This window comes from Calidithermus timidus DSM 17022, from assembly GCF_000373205.1.
Lineage (GTDB): Bacteria > Deinococcota > Deinococci > Deinococcales > Thermaceae > Calidithermus > Calidithermus timidus.
Genome location: NZ_KB890702.1, coordinates 53,074 through 72,867 on the forward strand (window position 1 = coordinate 53,074; position 19,794 = coordinate 72,867).

Consider the following 19,794-nt stretch of genomic DNA (forward strand, 5'->3'; position numbering starts at 1 on the left):
CCTGCGGCTCCCTTTACGCGCATCCCCGTTCCAGGGGCGACCCACACAAGTATTGTGGAGCATTTTGCCCCGGTGGGGCTATCCTTCCCCTGAGTACCGGCATCGCCGGGGGCCGGATGGCCCTTCACTTGAGTACCGGCATCGCCGGGGGCCGGATGGCCCTTTACTGACCAACCTGGCGGCGGTCTGGTCGGGGACTGCCGCCCCACGCCCCGGTGGTTCAAATCGCCTTCCCATGCTGTGGCAGCCGCAGCCGTATCTGGCTGCCCTGATGTTGCTTTATGCTCAGCTCCCCGCCCAGCACCTGGGCCACCGCCCGCACCACCCGCAGGCCCAGCCCCTCGGGGGCGCCCTTGCGGAAGCCGGGGCCGGTGTCGGCGACCTCGAGCCAGGCCCAGCCGTCCTCCAGGCCACTCTTGAGGGTCACGCTGCCCTTTGCGGTGTAACGCAGGGCGTTGTGTACGAGGTTGTTGAGGGCTTGCTCGAGCAGACCCACGTCGGCGTAGGTGGGGGCGGGGTAGGCCTCGAGCCCAAGTTCCAGTCCCCGCTCCAGCGCCAGCGGCTGGAAGCGGTCGAAGGCTTCGGAGACCAGGTCGGCTAAGTCGAGCGGCTGCCCCCGCACCTCCCCGCTCTCGGCCCGCGAGAGGGCCAGCAGGTTTTGGGCCAGCGTCTCCAGCCGCAAGGCCTCGCGGTGCAGACGGCTGAGCTGCTCTGAAGACACCTGCCCCTTGAGCTGCGCGGCCTCGAGGCTGGCCCGGAAGGCCGAAAGCGGCGTGCGCAGCTCGTGGGCGGCATAGGCTAAAAATTGCTGCTCCCGCTCGCGCTGCTCCTTGAGGTGGCCCATCAGGCTGGCGAAGGATCTCGCCAGGGTAGCAGCCTCGTCCTGGCCGGAGATGTTGGGGATGGCAGCCCCTTGTTCGAAGTGGAGCGCGGCGTGGGCCAGGCGCTCGAGGGGTCGCACGGCCAGTGCGGCGGCCACGTAGGCCAGCCCTGCCGAGAGCAGCGACAGCAGCAGGGCGATGGGTACGGCGATCTCCACGAAGCGCCCCAGGGTCTCGCGCAGCAGCCCCAAAGGCGCGCTCACCTGCACGCTCAGATCTCCCCGGCTCAGCGTGTACACCCGCAATCCCCCCAGCTCGCTGGGGCCCTGCCTGCCCAGCATGTGGGCGTCGAAGGGTAGCTCGGAGGAGAAGGTACCCCCCTCCCAGATCTTCTGGCTGCCGCGGTAGACCTGAGCCGAGTTGGGGCGGTTGCTCTGGGTGAGCTCGTCGGCGATCTCGTCGGGGATGTTCTGGCTCTCGAGCGCCGCCCGCAGCACTACCCCGGCCTGGAAGCGTAGCTCCTGGTCGAGTTCGGCCAGGCTGCTGTGCTCGAGCACCTGATAGGTCGAGAACAGCCCCAACCCCAACCCCAGCAGGGTGAGGCTGAAGGCGATGAGGGCCAGCCGCAGCCGCAAGCTCATGCACGCTCCGTTCGGCCTGGGCTCGAGGGGGATCGGGTCTGGGGTGCGGGGTCGGTCGCCATGCCCCTCCAGGCGCTCAGCCCTCCGTACGGTAACCCATCCCGCGCACGGTCTGGATCACCCCGTCGTAGAGCTTGCGCCGCAGGTTTTTCACGTACACGTCGATGAGGTTGGAGTCCGACTCGTAGCCCGGACCCCAGACGCGCTCCAGGATCTCCTCGCGGGTGAAGACCCGTCCTGGGGAGAGGGCGAAGAGCTCGAGCACCTGGTACTCCTTGGCGGTCAGCCGCACGGGTTGTCCCCGGTAGCGCACCTCGCGCCTCTCGCACACCAGCTCGAGGTCGCCCAGTTGGATGCTCTGCGGCTTGAGCTCCCCGCGCCGGGCCAGCGCCTTGAGCCGGGCGACCAGCTCGGCCAAGGCGAAGGGCTTGGGTAGGTAGTCCTCACCCACCTCGAGGCCCCGCACCCGGTCGGGCACGCTCTCGCGGGCGGTGAGGAAGAGGATGGGTTGGCGAAAGCCCGACTCACGCAGGGCGTGGGCCAGCTCGAAGCCCGCCTCCTGGCCCTCGGGCAGCATCACGTCGAGCAGGATCAGGTCGAAGGGCTGCTCCCAGATGACCGTCTCGGCCTGGGTCATCGAAGAGGCCAGATAGGGCTCGAAGCCCTGCGCCGCCAGGCTCTCCACCAGGGTCTGGCCCAGGCTGGGCTCGTCCTCCACGATCAGCAGGCGCATATCCAACTTTACTCCTGACGCAGGCACCGCACTTTCCATGGCTCCTCCCGAGGGGGAGGGTAGACCCGGGGGGTGAACTCGAGATGAAAAAACCCCGCGCCGCAGAGCTTGGTCTTGACGGGGCCACCACGGCCTAAAGTATATCGGCGGGGGATATACTGTTTGCCCGTAGAGGATAGCCGAAACGCCCCAAGGGGATTGAACCAACCCAGGCCGCAAGGCTTCCCGTGGGGCATTGATGTCGGGCCGCTCCGCGTGAAAAATCTCACGTCTTTAGTACCCTTGCCTTTTTTCCTCGAGGCCCCTACGATGGAAACTCGAGAACCCAAACATACCCGATATCGGTATACATCCGGTACGGGCAGTGCCAGCATAGGAGGTGTAGACATGCAGGACGGGAAGCATGACCTACTGGCCCGGATCAACCGCAGGGAATTCCTCAAGAAGACCGGACAGACCGCCGCCAGCTTGAGCGCGGTCCCCGGCCTGGCGGGTCTCGCCGCCGCTCAGCAGACCCCTACTGCCGACGCCCTGGTGGCGGGCAAGGACGCGGGTCTGATCGTGCGCAACGCCAACCCCGTCGAGCTCGAGACCCCCGTGGCCCTGCTGCGTGAGCACCGCTACACGCCCAAGAACATCATGTACATCCGCAACAACCTAGGGGTGCCCCCGGGCATGCAACTCACCACCGAGCCTCCCAGGGTCGAGGAGTGGACGGTGGAGGTGGTGGGCCTGGTGGACAAGCCCCTCACCCTACGCCTCTCCGAGCTCAAGGGACTGCCCGCTACCGAGCTCGAGATGGTGCTGCAGTGCTCGGGCAATGGCCGCGGCTTCTTCTCCAGGTACGCCCGCGCCAGTGGAGCCCAGTGGGAGCGGGGGGCGGTGGCCAACGTGCGCTGGAAGGGGGTGAAGCTCTCGGCGGTGCTGGAGGGCGCCGGGGTCAAGCCCGAGGCCCTCTTCCTCACCGCTGAGGGGGCCGACCAGCCCGCCAATCCCCAGGCCCCCGACATCGAGCGCAGCATTCCCCTGCGCGATGCATTGGCGAGCGCCCTGCTGGTCTATGAGATGAACGGCGAGCCGCTGCCCACCGTGCACGGGGGGCCGCTGCGGCTGATCGTGCCAGGCTACTACGGCATCAACAACATCAAGTGGGTCAACCGGTTGCGCCTCGAGGCCGCCGCCTCGACCAACAACACCATGATCCCGCGCTACCGGGTGCCCCTAGCCCCCATCCCCGTCGGCAGCGCCTTCACCTTCACCCTCGACAACAGCCGTCCCAACTGGCGGCAGAACGTCAAGGCTCTCATCCTCAGCCCCACCGAGGGTCAGAGCGTCAGCGGCATCATCGAGGTGCGGGGCGTGGCCTGGAACGACGGTTCGGCGCCGATCACGGGGGTCGAGGTCTCCACCAACCAGGGCCGCAGTTGGCAGTCGGCCAGCCTCGAGAAGCCCTCCTCGCCCTACGGCTGGTACCCCTGGCGCATCCGGGTGGTGGTGGCGAGGGGCGACACCGAGCTCTGGGCCCGCGCCACCGACGCCCTGGGACGCAGCCAGCCCATCGACGGGGCGATCGTGTGGAACCCCAACGGCTACGAGTGGAACGCGGTGGACAAGGTCAAGATCAAGGTAGGTTGAGGTCTCGGCTGTGGGCTTTTCATGGGTAAAGTGGCTGGCGGCTGCGGTAGCCCTCCTTCTGGCTTGGGGGGTGCTGGCTCAGGGGCTGCCGGAGGGTGAGGGTAAGGCATTGGTGGAGCAGCGCTGCAGCATCTGCCACGGCCTGGAGGTCATCACCGGCAACCGCCTCAGCGCCGCCGAGTGGGATGCGGTGGTGGGGAGTATGATTGGCAACGGGGCCCAGCTCAACGACGCTGAGCGCAAGGTGGTCGTGGCGTACCTGGCGGCCCACTTTGGCAAAGAGGCCGCGCAGGCCCCTGCCGACGAGGGGGCTAAGGTGTACGCGATGTGTCAGGGATGCCACCAGGCCAACGGAGCCGGGGTCCCAGGGGCCTTCCCGCCCCTGGCAAAGCACGTCCCCGCCATCCTGGCGGCCCCGGGCGGGCGGGACTACCTACCGCTGGTGGTGCTGGGCGGCCTGCAGGGCCCGATCGTGGTGGAGGGTGTCGCTTACAACACCCCCATGCCCGCCTTCGCCTCTCTCAGCGACGCGCAGGTGGCGGCGGTGCTCAACTACGTGGCCTCGAGCTGGGGCAACGCTGCGCTGCTCAAGGACTTCAAGCCCTACACCGCCGAGGAGATCCGGGCCCTGCGCCAGCCCCTCACCCCGCAGCAGGTCTACGCCCAGCGGGCCAAGCTGGGGCTTAAGTAGCATGGGACGGGTCCTGTCGCTGCACGTGGGCGACCGGCCAGGGCTGCCCAAGACCCGCACGGAGGAGTTGCAACTGATCGCCGGCTACGGTGTGGCAGGCGACCGGCACGCCGGCGGAGACCCGGGGCGGGCGGTACTGGTGGCGGGGGTCGGAAGCTACCGCCACGCCCTGGGGGCCGGGATCGAGTTGCCCTACGGCGCTTTGGGGGAGAACTTGCTGCTCGACCTCGACCCCCACGCCTGGGTGGGGTGGCGGCTCGAGGTGGGTGAGGCACTCCTGGAGCTGGTCGCGGTTTGTACGGTCTGCGCCGCACTGACCCGCCTAGACCCCCGCCTCCCCCGGCTGCTGTACCAGGGCCGGGGGGTGTACGCGCGGGTGCTGCGCGGGGGGGTCGTGCGCCTGGCCGATGTGGCGCAGATTTTGCCCCCCACCGCCGAGGAATACGACGCACAGGCTATCGGTGAGGGGTCGAGGTGAAGCGCCGGTCGTCAGCCGGGCAGAAATTTCGGCAGGTTCTGCCACAGGATGAAGGCTCCCATCAGCACCAGAAAGCCCGCGAAGCCGCGTCTTAGGCCGAGCTGGGGGATGCCCGCGGCAATCCGCCCGCCTAGGAAGCTTCCTGCGATCCCCAAGACCGAGAAGAGCAGCACGACATCCCAGTGGACGCTGTAACCCTGCGCAGGCAGCAGGTGCAGGTACTTGTAGAAGCCCGCCCCCGACTTCAGCGCGATGACCAGCAGGCTGGTGCCCACCGCCAGGTGCATGGGCAGGCCCCCCAGCAGCACCAGCGCCGGCACGATCAGGAAACCCCCGCCCACCCCGACCAGCCCGGTGAGGATGCCTACGCTCAGGCCCTCGAGCACGATCTTGAAGGGCGAGCGCTTGCGGGGGTGGGGTTGCTTCGCAAGCTGCTGCGGGCGGAACATAAAGTAAGCCGCCAGCAGCATCACCAGCGCGAATAGGCCGAGCTGCCACACGCCGGGCAGCCACTGGGAGAGGTAGGCCCCCAGGTAAGTCCCGGCCATCCCCGGCAGGCCGAACCAGACCACGCTGGTCCAGTCGATCATGCGCCGCAGGCCGTAGGGGATGGCCCCTACCAGGGCGATGAGGCCCACCACGGCCAGCGACTCCGCGATGGCCAGCTTGTCGGGCTCGCCCACCAGGTAGACCAGGATGGGCACGGTGAGGATGGAGCCGCCTGAGCCCAGCATGCCCAGGGCGACCCCGATGAGCGCTGCACCGATCCAGGCTAGGAGCATGTGGCCTCCGTAGGCGTACCGCGCCCCGCTAGGGGGTAGCCATGGGCGGCATAGCCCTGAAGCCCCCCCACCAGCTTGCCCACCTCGAGGCCCTCGTAAGAGAGCACCTCGGCTGCTAGGCCAGCCCGGCTGCCGGTGGCGCAGATGGTCACGATGGGGCCTTTGAACTCGGCAAGATGCTCCAGAAGGCGCTCCAGGGGCAGGTTGTGCGAGCCTGGAATGTGGGCCAGGGCGTACTCCTCCGGTGAGCGCACGTCCAGAAGAAGCGCGCCTCGCTTTTGCCAAAGGGAAAGTTCGTTGGGATAGACGTCTTGCATTACTTCACCGGAAGCTTCTGGCGTTTCCAGGCCTCGAGGCCACCGACCAGGTTGTACACGTGAAAACCCTTCTGCGCCAAAAAGTGGGCGGCCTGGGCGCTTCGGGCCCCACTCCTGCACTGGCAGATGATCTCCTTATCGCGCGGCAGCTTCTCCCACTCCTCGGCCAAGCGGTCGAGCGGTATGGAGAGCGAACCTGGTATCTTGGCCTCCTTGCGCTCCAAAGGGGTGCGCACATCCAGGATCAGGGCCCCGGCCTTAGCCTTTTCGTGGGCCTCCTCCGGGCCCAGGCGGCCCACCTTGGCCCCGCCACCGAACAGGCCCCGAAGCCAGCCGATCAACGCTCCACCTCGAAGCCCGCGCTCATCCAGCCGTAGGTGCCGCCCTCGAGGTTGCCCACGAGCGCTTTGTCGAAGCCCTGGCCCACCAGGTAGGCCGCGGCCTGGGAGGAGCGGTTGCCCGAGGCGCAGACCAGGAGCAGCTTGCGCTCTTTGGGCAGCGTACCGCTCTCGGATACAAAGCGACCCAAGGGGATGTTCACCGCCCCCGGCAGGTGCCCCATGGCGTACTCGTAGGGTTCGCGCACGTCGACAACATAGGCCCCTGCCTCTATCCAGGCCCTGGCCTCGTGCGGGGTGAGCTCGCTGAAGGCGGTCTCGCGGTAGGTCGCCTCCACGGGGGTGCTGTCCAGCGGCAGACCCGCGCGGTACCAAGCCAGGATGCCCCCCTCGAGGTTGAGCACCTTGGTGTAGCCCTTGGCCGCCAGCCAGGCCGCCGCCTGCGCCGAGCGACCCCCGCTGCGGCAGTAGAGCACCAGCGGCTCGTCCTTGCTCAGCTCGCCGGCCCGCCCGGCGAACTCCGACAGCGGCACCAGTTTGGCGCCGGGGATGCGGGAGTCGGCGAACTCCTCGGCCTCGCGCACGTCCACGAAGAGGACCTGCTCCTCGAGCAGCTTCTGCGCTTGTTGGGGGGTGATGTCCTTGTAGGGCATGGTCAACATGGTTCTCCTTCGTCGTTTAGATCGGGCTGGCGCAGGGGATTCCCGCCTCGCGCCAGGCCTTGATGCCGCCCTCGAGCTGCCAGACCTTGCGGTAGCCCAGCGCCTGCAGGGTCTTCAGGGCCTCTTGGGAGCGGTTGCCGCTGCGGCAGTACAGCAGCACCGGCTCTTCACGCTCGAGGTACAAGGGCGCCAGTTTCTCCAGCTTGGACAAGGGAAGCCGAAGCGCTCCCGGCAAAACCCCCTCGGCCCACTCGTGGGGTTCCCGGATGTCTACCACCCGGTAGCGCTCGAGGGTTTGGTAGGCAATCTTGACGTCCAGATTCATGGTTCTACTTAGCAGGGGATCCCCTGGCCAAGCCGACAACCCGGCCAGGGAAAAGGCTTAATGCTCAGGCTCCCACCAGCGCGCGGGCTGGGCCCTTTTCGATGGGGAAACCTTCCTGCTGCCAGGCCCGAATACCGCCGGTGAGGTTGATGAGGTTGTCAAAGCCCGCCGCCAGCAGGGCGCTGATGGCGGTAGAGGAGCGGTCGCCGCCCAGGCAATGCACCACCACCGGCTTGTCCTTGGGTATCCGGCTCAGCTCCCTCATCACCCGCCCGGCGTGGATGTTTTGTGCGCCGGGGATGTGTCCGGCCATGTACTCGTCGGCCCCGCGCACGTCCAGGATGGCGACTTCACCCTTTTCCCACAGGGCTTTGGCTTCGGCGGCGGTGAGCTGGGGGACGGTCTCGAGCTCGCCCTGGGCGTAGCCCTCGAGGCCGGGGATGAACCCCACCACCCCATCGAGCCCGATGCGGATGAGCTGCTTGGTCAGCTCCTCCACCCGCTCGGGGCTGGCCAAGAGTACGAAGTCGCGGTCGTAGGGCAGCAGCCAGCCCGCCCAGGTGGAGAAGTTCTTACCCGCAGGGATGTTGATGGCCCCCTTGAGGTGCCCTCCGGCGAAGGAGAGCTTGTCGCGGGTGTCTACCAGCAGCGCTCCTTCGGCCAACTTCTTCTGGAAGGTCTCTGGGGTGAGCTGCGGGGGTTTAGGCAACTCGCCCAGGAGGGGCATGCCGTCGCGGTTGAGGCGCTTCATCTGGGCGAAGTAGTGGGGAGCCTCGGGCTGGCCCGAGAGCAGGGCCTTCACGAAACCTTCCTCATCGTCGTTGCGCAGGTAGTCGGCCCACCAGGCGAAGCGCCGCTCGTAGCCCACGGTGGTGCTGGCGACCGCCCCCAGACTCTTGCCACAGGCTGAGCCCGCCCCGTGACCGGGCCACACCTGCACGTAGTCGGGCAGGGTAAGGAACTTCTCCTTGAGGCTTTTGAACATGCGCCTGGCCCCCGGCTCGGCGGTGCCCAGGATGCCGGCGGCCTCCTCCAGCAGGTCGGGGCGGCCCACGTCGCCCACGAAGACGAAGTCGCCGCTCAGGAGGAAGCCAGGCTCGCTGGCCGCAGCTCCATCCTGCACCAAAAAGCTCAGGTGCTCAGGGGTGTGCCCCGGGGTGTGGAGCGCGGTGAGGGTGATGTTCCCCACCTTAATCTGGTCACCGTCCTTGAGGAGCTGGTAGTCGAAGCCCTCCAGGCCCTTGTACTTCCAGTTCTCGTCGCCCTCGTCGGAGAGGTAGAGCTTGGCGCCGGTGGCTTTGGCCAGCTCACGGGCGCCGGAGAGGTAGTCGGCGTGGATGTGGGTTTCGGTGATGGCCACGATCTTCAGGCCGTTCTTCTGGGCCTCGGCTAGGTAGACGTCGATGTCGCGCCGGGGGTCTACCACCACGGCCGTGCCCTGGGCTTGGCATCCGATAAAATAGCTACCCTGCGCCAGCCCCTCTTCGTAGATCTGTCGAAACAGCATCGGCGAACCTCCTAAGCGCAAGGGTATATCCCTAAGGGGTATATGTCAAGTACCCCCAGGGGGTATTAGGCCCGGCCCTTGAGCATGAACTCCCAGTACATGAGGGGAAGCCCGTGCTTCTTCAGCAGCCACATGTCGTAGCGCTCTTTTTGGGTGTTGATAAAGGGAAGGGTGGGATGCCAGACGTTGTCGTAGAGAAACTCGGCCAGGAACATCTTTCCATAAGCCGTGACCAGGGGGCAGGAGGTATAGCCGTCGTAGCGGGCTTTGGGATCTTGGCCTCGCATCACCTGCAAGAGGTTCTCCACCAACACCGGCGCCTGCTTACGGATGGCTGCCCCGGTTTTGGAGGTGGGGGCGCTACTCGCGTCGCCCAGGCTAAAGACGTTGCTATAGCGGACATGCTGAAGGGTGTGCTTGTCCACTTGCACCCAGCCCAGGGGTGTCGAAGGATCGGCCAAGGGGCTTTGCTTGATGAAGTCGGGGGCGCTTTGGGGTGGCACGACGTGCAGGAAGTCGAAGGGGATGACGACCCGGGGTCTCGAGGCGCCGGGGTTAGATTTGACCCGGGGATGGTTGGCTGTGAACTCAAAGGTGGCCTCCTTCCGCTGCGGATCTACGGCTACGAGCTCATGGTGAAACTGGGTTGTTATGTTGTACCGCTGGACCACTTTATCCAGCACCGCCTTGACTTCGGGAACCCCGAAGATGGTGGTCCCGGCGGAGCCGAAGATCACCTGGGTTTCCTTGGCGATCCCCCGGCGACGGGCGTAGTCAGCGGTGAGGTACATGATCTTCTGCGGAGCCCCACCGCACTTGATGGGTGTGCTGGGGGCGGTGAAGAGGGCCACACCGCCTTTGAAGCTTCGTAGAAACTCCCAGGTCTTGGGGGCTAGATCGAAGCGGTAGTTGCTGCTGACGCCGTTTTTCCCCAGGCTTTCTTCCAGCCCCTCGATCTTGTGCCAATCGAGCTGGATGCCCGCTGCCACCACCAGAAAGTCATAGCCGATCTCCAGGCCGTTGCGCGTAGCCACGCTCTGCTTTTCGGGATCGATGGTTTCGGCATAGTCTTGAATCCACTTCACACCTCTGGGTATGAGGGGTTCTTGGGGGCGTACCGTGGCAGCCGCAGGGTAGACCCCCGCCCCCACCAGTGTCCAGGCGGGTTGGTAGTAGTGTTTGGCTGAGGGCTCGAGGACGGCCACGTCCGGTTCGCCCCTCCGGCGCAGCTGGGCAGCGACTGTCAGGCCCGCCGTTCCTCCGCCAATGATCAGGATGCGGTGGTGGAGGCGGCTTTTTACCATAACACCCATCTTTGCTTCTTCCCTGGCATTCATCGGGTTTTCCTCCGGCTGACTAGAGGTTAGGCATTACCCAGGGTCATGGCAAGTAGCTATGGGTTATAACTCTGATACCCATCGGGTATAATTGCTGCCACAACACCCGTCATGCGCTTAAACCCCCGCTACCTAACGGTGTTCTGCGTGGTGGCCGAGCTCCGTAGCCTCAGCCGCGCGGCCGAGGTGTTGCATCTCAGCCAGCCGGCCATCAGCAAGACGCTCAAAGCCCTCGAGGACAGCTTCCGACAGCCACTCTACGAGCGCACCGCCAAGGGGATCGTCTTAACCGAGGCTGGTCGGGCCCTCTTGCCCTACGCGTGTGCGGTGAGCCGCAGCCTGGCGCAGGCTACCCGCTTCATCGAGGAGCAGCGCACCCGCCGCGTTCCCACCTTCACCGTGGGCTTATCCTGGAGCCTGATTCCGCGCTTCCAGGCGGCGTTGCTGCGCTGGGCCGAGGCCGAGGGTGGCAGGATCCCCTTGGATCTGCACCTTGTGCACGGTACCACCCTCGAGCTCATCGCGCAGGTTTACCAGCGCGACCTCGATGGGGCCTTGGTGCTCGGCGGCAGCGAGGCGCTGCCGGAGCCGCTCGAGGCCCGGCGCGTCACCACCGACGAGGCTGTGCTGGCGGTCGCGCCCGGCCACCCCTGGGCGGGCCTGGGGGGTGTCGCGCTGGGGCAATTGGAGGGGGCGCGTGTCTTGGTACCCCAGCGCAACTCGAGGCTGCGCCTGCGGCTCGAGCAGTTCCTCGAGCGCCACGGCATCGTGCCCGAGTGCTTCGTCGAGTGCGGGAGCCTGTTCGGGGTCAAGGCGGCGGTGCTGGACGGGCTCGGGGTGGGGATCGTCTGCCGCTCCTTCATCGAGCCCGAGGTGAGCAGCGGCACCCTCAAGGGCTTGTTCATCGAGAACCCAGGCTTTGCCCTTGGCGTGCACTGGGTTCACCACCCCGAGTCCACGCTGGGCCTCACAGTACGCGAGCTGACGGCCTCACTGTTGGACGCCCTCCGCTTCGCCCCTGCTTCGGGCGACACAGCACCCCAGGTCTCCACGGGCACACGCTGAAGCCCTCGCCAGCGGGGGCCGGGCGGGGCGCTTGCTCAACGGCGCAGCAGACGCACGGCCCCCAAGATGGCCCGCGTGTCCCCCTGACCCTTGGCCAGCTCGGCCTGGCACTCCTCGAGGTAGGCCTCGAAGATGAGATCGCCGGCAGCCTCGAGGGCACTGCGCACACCGGAGAGCAGGGTGAGGATCTCGAGGCAGTCACGCTCCTCCTCGATCATCTTCTGCAGGCCACGCACCTGGCCCTCCAGGCGCTTGAGGCGGTTGAGCACCTGCTCCTTGGTTGATGAGGCGGGTCGAGACTTGCGTTGGGTTCGCTTTGCAACAATGCTCAAGGTTCACCTCGCGGGTTGGGTAACCCTCAGGGGTATTCCCCCGGATAACAGTCTATCCCACGGGCACGCCGGAGGAGCCCCTCGAGCAGCACCTCATCGCTCTAGAGCATAGCCCGCCGACTGCCAGGCCAGTATGCCGCCCTGCACGTTGCGCACGTCCTTGAAGCCGAGCTCGACCAGCGTCCGGCTGGCCTGCGCCGAGCGGTTGCCGCTGCGGCAGATCACATACACCGGGGCGTCCTTGGGGAGTTGGGCGGCCTGGGTGGCTACCTGGCCCAGGGGTAGCAGGATGGCGCCCGGCACGTGCCCCTCGGCGTACTCGTAGGGTTCGCGCACGTCCAGCACGATGCGGTTGGGCTCACTGGCGGCTTGAAGTTCCTGCACGCTCACGTCCTTGTAGCCCGACTTGGGGGCGCAACTGCTGAGCAGGACGAAGACCGCCAGGACCGCTACGAGCCAGGGGGCGCTCGGGAAGCGGATGCCGGGGTGTTTGAGCCCGACTCCGCGAAAGGGGCCCGCGGAGGTGTGGCGGATCCCCAGCCCCTGTACCTGTTTGCGGATGTCGTCTGGGAGCATTTTCTTCATGGCCTTTCCTCATGCGCTCCGGGGAGCTGCTCAGTCAGTATATCCTGGGGGGGTATATCTGTAAACTGTCCACTATCCGAGGAGTCGGTCATGCCAGAGCGCTTTCCACGAATACCGCCCACAGAAACGCGATGAGGCTACAAGGAGATCGGGGCGGGGCGTGTGGTATTTCCAAAAGTAAAGAGCGAGTTGAACTGAGCTATGACCCTGCCCGCCGCCAGGTCCGGGTAGCCGAATTCCTGCCCTTCCAGGTTGCCCGCATTGACCTCGATGAGTACTGCCGGGCGCGGGCGGCCTTCGACGAAAGAGAGTGGATCGACATCCTTTTGATGAGTTTGGGGATCCACCCCAAGCCGCTGGACCTCCGGCTCAAGCTGCTTTATCTGGTGCGGTTGGCGCCGCTGGTGGAGCCCGGTCTCCATCTGATGGAGCTGGGCCCCAGGCAGACAGGTAAGACCTTCTTATTACGCAACACCTCACCAGAGGTGTTCGTGATCTCCGGGGGCCGCACCACCCCAGCAACGTTGTTCTACCACCAACTGCAGCGCAAACCCGGCCTGATTGCAACTTACCAGGTAGTGGTCTTCGACGAAGTGGCCCACACCCGCTGGGATGATCCCGCACTGTTGGCGACGCTGAAAGACTTTATGGAGTCTGGTCAGTTCAGCCGGGGTAACCGCAGCTTTCACGCTCAGGCTTCCCTGGTTTTCCTGGGTAACACTGACAGCGCGGCACCTCCTCAAACCGGGGTATTGCCCGATGGGCTGGTAGGGGATACGGCTTTTTTGGACCGACTAGCTGGGTTGTTGCCCGGGCACGAGTTCCCCAAGCTAGGCCCTGATCTTCTGAATCAAGACTACGGATTGGTTCTGGATTACATGGCTGAGGTTTTCAAGCGCCTGCGGCTCCAGGTTTTCGAGCCCGCCTTGTCGCCTTATCTGCCGTCGGGGCTTACCCAGCGCGACGTGCGTGCGGTCTACAAACTGACCGCGGCTCTGAGCAAGCTGATCTTCCCGGGTCGGGACTGGTCCACGGGGTTTCTGGGCGAACTCGCCAGTCTAGCACTCGAGCTCCGGGGGCGGGTGCATGCAGAGTTAAACCACTGGAACCCGGCAGAATTTCCCTTGCGACGCTTAGATCTGCGCCCGGTGGAGGGTACTTAAGGCTCAATCCGGAATGAGCTTGAACAGCCGCCCGGTGAGACTGACGCTGGCCTTTTCCAGGGTGTAGCTCACGCTGTCTCCCGCCAGGCTCACCCTCAGCCCGACGCGGAATTTTCCGGTCTTAAGCAAGCCGAAAGCCGGGCTGGTCTCGTCGAGGATGCTGTCGAACTCGAGCGGCTTCTCTTCACCGGGGTTGAGGTTGAGCGAGCCGGAGACGACCGTGTAATCCCCGTTGCCGTCGTAGATAAAGCTGTCGTTTAGGGGGGCTACGTGGACCTCCAGGCTCACGCTCGCCGGAACACTGCCGGTGTTCTTCAGGCTCAGGCGGGTCTCGAGCCTGGCCCTTTCCAGGATGTCCAGGCCGGGCAGGTCGAGGGCAAGGCCATCGGGGTCGTTGCCGTAGGTTCCGTCTCCGTCGTCGTCGGGGAGGAAAAGGGTGGTGGTGGTGAGGTCGAGTTGCCCACTGCGGGAGGCGGTCGGGACGTACGAGAGCACGTTCACCCGCAGCGTGGTCAGCGTGTGGCCGCTGCAAGCAGCTAACACAAGCGCTAGAAAAAGCATAAGGGTGGGGATACGCTTCATTTTCTTGCTCCCTAGAAGCCTACGCTAAGGGCTAAGCCATAGACGGTGCCCCTGACGACGGGGGCCTGGTGGACCGTGAGGGCGGCGTCCAGGTTGAGGCCCTCGAGCCGCACCCCTCCACCCAGCCCGAACTTGAAGCCCCCCTCCAGGCCCGCCCCGGCCCGCAGCCGGTAGGGACCCAGGGCGTATTCCGCCCCGAGGTGGAAGCTGCCGTCGGCGGAGGAGAAGTCGGCCCCTACGAGGAGGCTGCCCTCCTCCAGGGGCAGCCGGTAAGCCCCGTTCAGAAATACAACCGGGGCGAACCCCCCGCTCTGCCGGAGGGCTGGGCTTTCGCTCGAGCTCCCGTTGAGCAAGGTGACCTCGGTGCCCGACCAACGCGCGAAGCCCACCACGTTCGACAGCCCGAGGCCGAAGGTGTACTCCTGGTAATCCACCACCACCCCAAGGTCGGCGCGAAGGCCGAAGCCCTGGCCGTTGCCGGGTGTGCTGTAGAAGTAGCGCACCTCGTAGTCGCTGCCGTTGGGGTTGCCGTTGGAGTCGAAGGTGGGGCGGGCCGTGGCCTGGGCCTCGAGGTATCCCAAGCCATAGAAGCCCTCCCCGCGCACTCCGGCATAGACCTTCCCTGCGAAGTCGGGGAGCTCCGGCAGAAGCGTGGCATAGGCGAGGTTCAACCCTACTGCGCTCATGGCGTTGCTTCGGCCGGTGAGGGCGCAGGGCGAGGGGGTGGCGCTGCGGCAGCGGCTGAGGTCGCCGGTGCGCACGGCCTGCTCGAGCTCCTCATTGGCTTCCACACCGATCCCGCCGCTGCCGAGGATGAAGCCCAACTCGAGCCCCAGCCCCGGCACGTCGGTTTGGAGGGGGAGGCGCAAAAGCGCAGGAGGGGTCAGCGCCGAAGCCATCCGGCCACCACCCCCCACGCTGAAGTCGAGGTTTAGAGGGTTGCCCTGACCGTCGGTGACGCCGATTTCGTTCTGGCCGATGGAAAAAACCACCTCATCCGGGCTGCGCGCAGGGTTGAAGAGAAAGCTGTCTAAGTGGGTGAGTTGGTCGTAGAAGCTCAGAGCGTCGAAGCGCTGTTTGAAGCTCTGGCGGTCGTAGAAGTAGGCCAGGGCGTTGGTCTCGGGGAACAGCGGGAGCGCCAGCCGCAGAAGGCCCAGCGGCAGCCGGAACCCCTCTTCCTCCGCGTAGGTGGGGGGGTATGCGGCGTAGGCCGGGTTGTAGGGCGCGGCCTCGGGTCCGGGGAGGATCAGCCCACCAAGGCCCTGCTGGCGGACGCCTTGGGCCACGGTCATCGTCGAACTAATCAACACGAGTAGCGAAAGCCATCGTTTCATCTGGAACGGGATTAGAGACAAACCCCCAAGCTGCCCCAAGGCAGCCATGCCCCCGCACCTCCTTTGTTATGAAGATTTCCTGAAAAGGGTGTTCCTGTCAAGCCTCCACGCAAAGCTCAACGGTACCCCTGTGTGCGCTGAAAATCTCATACCCGCAGAAAGATCCGCCGGCGGTAGAGCCAGGCCAGCACCAGCCACCAGGCCAGGATGTAGCCCAGGGTATACAGCCAGCCCCCGCCCACCGCTCCCCAGCGCTCCACCAGCCAGCCCAGCCAGGCCTGCTGCAGGGTTTTTGGGCCCACCCGCCACTCCTGGAGGATCCACACCTTGACCAGGATGGGCGCGAGGTAAGCCAGCAGGGCGTTGGAGCCGGGAATGGTCAGGGGCCAGGCGGCAAAGCGCCAGCCCTTGCGGTCGAACAGCAGGTAGAAGCCCCCCAGCAGCAAGGTGGCCAGCCCCGCCGAGAGCAGGATGTAAGGTGGGGTCCAGTAAGTTTTGCTGAAGGGGAGCTCGAGGCTCCAGGCGTAACCCGCCGCCACCTCGAGCCCCCCCAGCACGGGTAACACCCTTTCCCTCCCGGAGCGCAGGATCTGGCTCGCTGCCGCGCCAAGGAGGGCCAAAGCCGTGGTGGGAACCACCGAGAGGAGGCCGCGCAGGCCTAGGGGCTCAAGGTAGCTGCGGTTGAGGTAGAGCAGCAGGTTGCGGTCCTCCTCGAAGATGCCCGGCCCCACGCCGGGGACGGGCACGAAGCGGATGGCGGCCCAGTAGCCCAGCAGCAGCGCCCCGCTCAGCAGCAACAGTGCCCCTACGGGAGAAGCGAGCCGGTGCAATACCGCTGCCACAAAGTAGGCCAGGGCGATGAGCTGGAGCACGTCCAGGGCCCACACCGGGGTGTGGGCCAGGCTGCTGGTGAGGAAGAGCCCAAGGCCAAACAGCAGCGCGCTGCGGCTGAACACGCGCGCATAAAAGCGCCAGGCGGGCAGGCCCAACCGGTCGAAGCTACTGGCTGAATAGGGAATCGAGGCCCCCATGCAGAACAAGAACCAGGGGAAGACCAAGTCGGCCAGGTTGACCCCGCCGAAGGGCGCGTGCATGAGCTGTTCGGGGGTGGCCTCGCCGATGGCGGCGTTGTTGACCAGCAGCATCAGCAGTACGGTCAGGCCGCGCAGGGCGTCGAGGGCTAGCAAGCGGAAGGCCGGGCGGCTTTGCGCGGAGGGCTGCTGCGGAAGGACCATAGCCCCACCTAGCGGCTCGCCCGCGCCTCGCCGCGCAGCAACTCGCCCGCGCTGACCATTCGGATGCCCCGCTGCCGGGCCTCCGCGAGGAAGCCCGGCAGCACCTGGATGCTCTGGAGCACGTTGTCGTGCAGCAGCACGATGCCCCCGGGTCGCAGCCGCGAGAGCAGGCGGGTCTCGAGGGTCCCGGTCCCCAGGTTGTCGAAGTCGGCGGGGTCGTCGCTCCACAGGACCAGCATCAGGCCCAGCTCCTGCGCCACCTTGAGCACCGTGGGGGAGTAGCGCCCTCCAGGGGGGCGGAAGTAGCGCACGCCCTGGCCGGTGATGTTCTGCAAGACTGCGTTGGCCAGGGCCAGCTCGTCACGAATGCTGGCCTCGTCGAGGCGATTGAGGCGCAGATGGTGAAAGGTGTGGTTGCCGACCTCGTGCCCCTCCCTCACCATGTCGCGCACGAAGTAGGGGTAGGCCAATGCGTTGCGTCCTATGCAGAAGAAGGTGGCCCGCACCCCACTGCGCCGCAAGGTGTCGAGTAATAAGGGGGTGTAGAGGGGGTGGGGGGCGTCGTCGAAGGTCAGGGCGGCCATGGGGGAGCCGTCCGTGGCTTGTCCTGCCGAGCCCACGGCGCTGCGCTCTGAGCGTATGGGGGCGCCGCTGGGTTCGTAGCTCGGGGGACCGTAGAGCGGGTTTGTGGGGTTGAGCCAAAGCCGGTCGTAGCGGGCAAGGCTTTGAGGTTGCAGGCTGAGGAACTCCGCCAGCCGGGCTTTGGGCACCGAGGCGGTGAAGTAGGGGAGCGGCCCTCCAATTCCCCCGTAGTCTGCCCGACGGTAGAGGCTGAGGTCCACCTCATCCAGGCTGGCTCGAGCCTCGAAGACGCCAGAGCTGACCTGCTGGGCCAGCCGCAGGGTGGGGCCAGGGCTCAGCTCGGCATCCGGCAGCAGCACCAGGGCGTGGGCTACCTCCAGGTGCCCGTTGGAGGCGTACTCCACCTTGAGCACCTCGGGGATGGCGGGCTTCAACTCGATCTGCGGTAGCGGCGGCGCGTTGCGCTGCCCCGGGGCCAGGGGCTGCACCTCCCCCGGCAGGAGCGGTTGCACCCTGGACGAGGTAGCGAGTCCGCTTTGGGCCGCTGAGATAACGGCCAAAAAGACGCCGAGACATCCGAGCGCCCTCGAGACATGGCGGCCTGCCCGGTTCCACCTGAGGTCTGTCCACATGCGCTCCTCCTGGCCTAAGGTGTGCCCAGACGATGAACGCCACCTGAAAGACGTCCCGCCTCTCACCAGCGGGGCCAAGGGGGGGCGGCCTCGAGGCCCTTTTCGGCCAGGTAGTCGCGCAGTGCTTGGTAGTCGCTTTGGTCCACGGGCTTGGTGCCATGGGCCAGGATGCTGTTGTGGCGCCGCTGCAACACCCCTTGCAAGCGCTGCCGGTAGTCGCCGAAGAGCTGCTGGGCCAGGGTGTTGCTCTGACGGGTGCGGGTGTCGAGGTCGAAGGCCAGCGAGAGTGTCTCCTTGAGCCCGCGCAGGCTCCCGGCGCGGCTGCTGAGGTCGGCCAGGTTGGGGGGATAGGTTTGGGGCTGCCGCAGCACCAGCTTGTGGCGAGCATAAATATCGGCCTCGACGGCCAGCTCCAGCGCCCGGTACAGCCGAGCCAGGGCATCGTCGTAGCGCCCGGTTGCCGCCCGCCGCTCGGCGTTGGCCAGTAGGTCGGCCAGCAGCTCGAAGCTGGGCACATTCCCTTGGTTGAGTAACTTTTGGAGCCGCTCGAGGCCCCGCTTCAATTCCTGCAACACCCGCACCTTGTTACCGTGAGCCCAGGCCTCAGCCACGGCCAAAGCGGGCTCGAGGTGCTCGCGTAGGCGCTCGCGGGCCAGGGCGTGCTGAAAGCGGTCCCAGGCCGTAAGCCCTTCCACCACACCCTTCAAGTGCCGGTAGAAGCGCCGTTCCGAGGGACTGAGCTCACGCTGAAGGAGGCTCTCGAGGTGGGCCCTTGCGGCATCCATTTGGCCAATGTTCCAAGCCTGAACGAACTCGCCCCATTCCCGCACCCCGTAGCGCGTGGTGGGGTCTTCCAGCACCTTCAGCCGCTCAGCCCCGCTAACAACCCTTCCTGCCTCGTCGCGCTGCTCGCCCCCCACGTAGCTAAACGTAACTCCCTGCCCCGAGAGCGCTAGCACCACCCCTGCCACCATGGGTTTGGTTCCCCCGCTTATATCGGCCACCACACTGCGGGCCTCCCACTCCAGCGCCTTGCGCAAGGCCTGCTGGGCCACGCGGTAACTATCTATGAAGCTTTCGGGGTCGTCTAGCAAAAAGGTATGGTGGCGCAGGTTGGCGCCATATTCCCGCACTAGCTCTGCCGCCACCACTTGAGACCCCTGGCTGGCGATAAAAACCACCCCATCCGGCGCGTGCTCCGCGAGGGCAAACTCCACAGGGGGGCGGCTATGGCCTACCGTAGCAATCAGCACCTGTTTTATCTCCTGCATACCAACATGCTACAGGCCGTTGCAATCCCCTTGCGGGGCTTTTTGTTTGCGACGTGAGGATTGGGAAGCGCGGTTGGCGGCGGCTAAAGATGTTGCAATCCCCTTGCGGGGCTTTTTGTTTGCGACACAGCGGGCAAGACCGGCCCCAGCCGGCCTACATCGAGGTTGCAATCCCCTTGCGGGGCTTTTTGTTTGCGACTATCCCTGACGTGGTCAGTGAACTGCGGCTCCATCTGGCCTGGTTGCAATCCCCTTGCGGGGCTTTTTGTTTGCGACTTAGATACCCTCAGAATCCGGGCCGTGTTACGGCGGGTTGCAATCCCCTTGCGGGGCTTTTTGTTTGCGAGTTATGGGCGGCACAGCCTGTGTCGTGGCGGGAGTTGGTTGCAATCCCCTTGCGGGGCTTTTTGTTTGCGAAGCATACCCCATAGAACGCTGTCCTGTACAGGGTTGCCAGGGGGTAGATTTATGAGAAGTGCGAGTTATCCACAGGCGGGTTGTGGATAACCGCGAAAAAAGTGGCGTTTGCTGCGATGGGTGCTTACTTCCCTGCACATTTAGATTTTATGTGACAGGGATTTACCATGAGAAAGGGGGAGATAGGTTTTCAAGGTACGCTCGAGGGGACCTCGCTAGGGGGATTATAGCATTTTGCGCAAAACATAATGCCGCATTTTGGCAAGCGGGCTTTGTATTGTCCCAAACGGGAATAGTGGCCGCTTTTTCTGGTGAGGGGGTGCGATCGC

At 65.6% G+C, this 19,794-nt stretch carries 21 protein-coding genes and 1 CRISPR repeat array; of the genes, 5 read left to right on the forward strand and 16 right to left on the reverse strand.

Annotation, left to right across the window (positions count from 1 at the left end):
* Positions 1-220: 220 nt before the first annotated feature.
* Both B047_RS0115505 and B047_RS0115510 read right to left on the reverse strand, forming a co-directional pair.
* A complete protein-coding gene (locus B047_RS0115505; RefSeq protein WP_018467890.1) occupies positions 221-1,462 on the reverse strand; it encodes a sensor histidine kinase in 1,242 nt (413 codons plus the stop codon).
* A 76-nt stretch (positions 1,463-1,538) separates the two neighbouring features.
* On the reverse strand, positions 1,539-2,195 hold the full coding sequence (locus B047_RS0115510; protein WP_018467891.1) for a response regulator transcription factor: 657 nt from the start codon (positions 2,193-2,195) through the stop codon (positions 1,539-1,541).
* A gap of 387 nt (positions 2,196-2,582) precedes the next feature.
* On the opposite strand from B047_RS0115510, the gene B047_RS0115515 reads away from it, so the two are divergent.
* From B047_RS0115515 to B047_RS17050, 3 genes are read left to right on the forward strand one after another with little or no spacing between them, the layout of a single operon-like run.
* Positions 2,583-3,830: a sulfite oxidase gene (locus B047_RS0115515; RefSeq protein WP_018467892.1), complete on the forward strand. Its 1,248-nt coding sequence runs from the start codon at positions 2,583-2,585 to the stop codon at positions 3,828-3,830.
* 10 nt (positions 3,831-3,840) lie between these two features.
* Complete coding sequence (locus B047_RS17045) at positions 3,841-4,521, forward strand: c-type cytochrome (protein ID WP_018467893.1); 681 nt, start codon at positions 3,841-3,843, stop codon at positions 4,519-4,521.
* A 1-nt stretch (position 4,522) separates the two neighbouring features.
* Positions 4,523-4,999 (forward strand): MOSC domain-containing protein, encoded by a 477-nt coding sequence (locus B047_RS17050; RefSeq protein WP_018467894.1) that lies wholly within the window; start codon positions 4,523-4,525, stop codon positions 4,997-4,999.
* Positions 5,000-5,010: 11 nt separating this feature from the next.
* Here the strand turns inward: B047_RS17050 and B047_RS0115530 are convergent, their stop codons facing one another.
* The 7 genes from B047_RS0115530 to B047_RS0115560 all read right to left on the reverse strand — a co-directional run bounded on the left by B047_RS0115530 (position 5,011) and on the right by B047_RS0115560 (position 10,234).
* The gene (locus tag B047_RS0115530; protein ID WP_018467895.1) at positions 5,011-5,781 is read right to left on the reverse strand and encodes a sulfite exporter TauE/SafE family protein; all 771 of its coding nucleotides are present in this window, start codon (positions 5,779-5,781) and stop codon (positions 5,011-5,013) included.
* Positions 5,772-6,098 carry a rhodanese-like domain-containing protein gene (locus tag B047_RS0115535; protein ID WP_018467896.1) on the reverse strand — a complete coding sequence of 109 codons (327 nt, stop codon included), beginning with the start codon at positions 6,096-6,098 and terminating at the stop codon, positions 5,772-5,774. Before B047_RS0115535 ends, B047_RS0115530 begins: the two co-directional genes overlap by 10 nt.
* Positions 6,098-6,439 carry a rhodanese-like domain-containing protein gene (locus B047_RS0115540; protein WP_018467897.1) on the reverse strand — a complete coding sequence of 114 codons (342 nt, stop codon included), beginning with the start codon at positions 6,437-6,439 and terminating at the stop codon, positions 6,098-6,100. The genes B047_RS0115535 and B047_RS0115540 overlap by 1 nt, the downstream gene beginning before the upstream one ends.
* Positions 6,436-7,098: a rhodanese-like domain-containing protein gene (locus B047_RS0115545; protein ID WP_018467898.1), complete on the reverse strand. Its 663-nt coding sequence runs from the start codon at positions 7,096-7,098 to the stop codon at positions 6,436-6,438. Before B047_RS0115545 ends, B047_RS0115540 begins: the two co-directional genes overlap by 4 nt.
* Positions 7,099-7,114: 16 nt before the next feature.
* A complete protein-coding gene (locus tag B047_RS0115550) occupies positions 7,115-7,423 on the reverse strand; it encodes a rhodanese-like domain-containing protein (RefSeq protein WP_018467899.1) in 309 nt (102 codons plus the stop codon).
* 64 nt (positions 7,424-7,487) lie between these two features.
* Complete coding sequence (locus tag B047_RS0115555) at positions 7,488-8,930, reverse strand: rhodanese-like domain-containing protein (protein ID WP_018467900.1); 1,443 nt, start codon at positions 8,928-8,930, stop codon at positions 7,488-7,490.
* A 65-nt stretch (positions 8,931-8,995) separates the two neighbouring features.
* Positions 8,996-10,234 (reverse strand): NAD(P)/FAD-dependent oxidoreductase, encoded by a 1,239-nt coding sequence (locus tag B047_RS0115560; protein ID WP_018467901.1) that lies wholly within the window; start codon positions 10,232-10,234, stop codon positions 8,996-8,998.
* Positions 10,235-10,378: 144 nt separating this feature from the next.
* Here B047_RS0115560 and B047_RS0115565 point away from each other — a divergent pair, with 144 nt between their 5' ends.
* Positions 10,379-11,332 carry a LysR family transcriptional regulator gene (locus tag B047_RS0115565; RefSeq protein WP_018467902.1) on the forward strand — a complete coding sequence of 318 codons (954 nt, stop codon included), beginning with the start codon at positions 10,379-10,381 and terminating at the stop codon, positions 11,330-11,332.
* A gap of 35 nt (positions 11,333-11,367) precedes the next feature.
* Here B047_RS0115565 and B047_RS0115570 read toward each other — a convergent pair whose 3' ends face one another.
* Positions 11,368-11,601: a metal-sensitive transcriptional regulator gene (locus B047_RS0115570; protein WP_018467903.1), complete on the reverse strand. Its 234-nt coding sequence runs from the start codon at positions 11,599-11,601 to the stop codon at positions 11,368-11,370.
* Positions 11,602-11,757: 156 nt separating this feature from the next.
* Positions 11,758-12,249 carry a rhodanese-like domain-containing protein gene (locus tag B047_RS0115575; RefSeq protein WP_018467904.1) on the reverse strand — a complete coding sequence of 164 codons (492 nt, stop codon included), beginning with the start codon at positions 12,247-12,249 and terminating at the stop codon, positions 11,758-11,760.
* Between the two features lie 11 nt (positions 12,250-12,260).
* Here B047_RS0115575 and B047_RS17055 point away from each other — a divergent pair, with 11 nt between their 5' ends.
* Positions 12,261-13,412: a BREX system Lon protease-like protein BrxL gene (locus B047_RS17055; protein ID WP_018467905.1), complete on the forward strand. Its 1,152-nt coding sequence runs from the start codon at positions 12,261-12,263 to the stop codon at positions 13,410-13,412.
* Positions 13,413-13,415: 3 nt separating this feature from the next.
* On the opposite strand, the gene B047_RS0115585 is transcribed toward B047_RS17055, so the two are convergent.
* From B047_RS0115585 to B047_RS0115605, 5 genes are all read right to left on the reverse strand, one after another.
* On the reverse strand, positions 13,416-13,955 hold the full coding sequence (locus tag B047_RS0115585; RefSeq protein WP_245533758.1) for a hypothetical protein: 540 nt from the start codon (positions 13,953-13,955) through the stop codon (positions 13,416-13,418).
* Positions 13,956-14,005: 50 nt separating this feature from the next.
* Complete coding sequence (locus tag B047_RS0115590) at positions 14,006-15,286, reverse strand: hypothetical protein (RefSeq protein WP_018467907.1); 1,281 nt, start codon at positions 15,284-15,286, stop codon at positions 14,006-14,008.
* A gap of 188 nt (positions 15,287-15,474) precedes the next feature.
* Positions 15,475-16,563, reverse strand: coding sequence for a DUF5009 domain-containing protein (locus B047_RS0115595; protein WP_018467908.1), 1,089 nt, complete (start codon positions 16,561-16,563; stop codon positions 15,475-15,477).
* 8 nt (positions 16,564-16,571) lie between these two features.
* A complete protein-coding gene (locus B047_RS0115600; protein ID WP_018467909.1) occupies positions 16,572-17,657 on the reverse strand; it encodes a polysaccharide deacetylase family protein in 1,086 nt (361 codons plus the stop codon).
* Between the two features lie 182 nt (positions 17,658-17,839).
* A complete protein-coding gene (locus B047_RS0115605; protein ID WP_018467910.1) occupies positions 17,840-19,048 on the reverse strand; it encodes a TIGR02710 family CRISPR-associated CARF protein in 1,209 nt (402 codons plus the stop codon).
* A gap of 17 nt (positions 19,049-19,065) precedes the next feature.
* Positions 19,066-19,465: a CRISPR direct-repeat array (repeat unit 35 nt; unit sequence GGTTGCAATCCCCTTGCGGGGCTTTTTGTTTGCGA).
* The last annotated feature ends 329 nt before the right edge of the window (positions 19,466-19,794 follow it).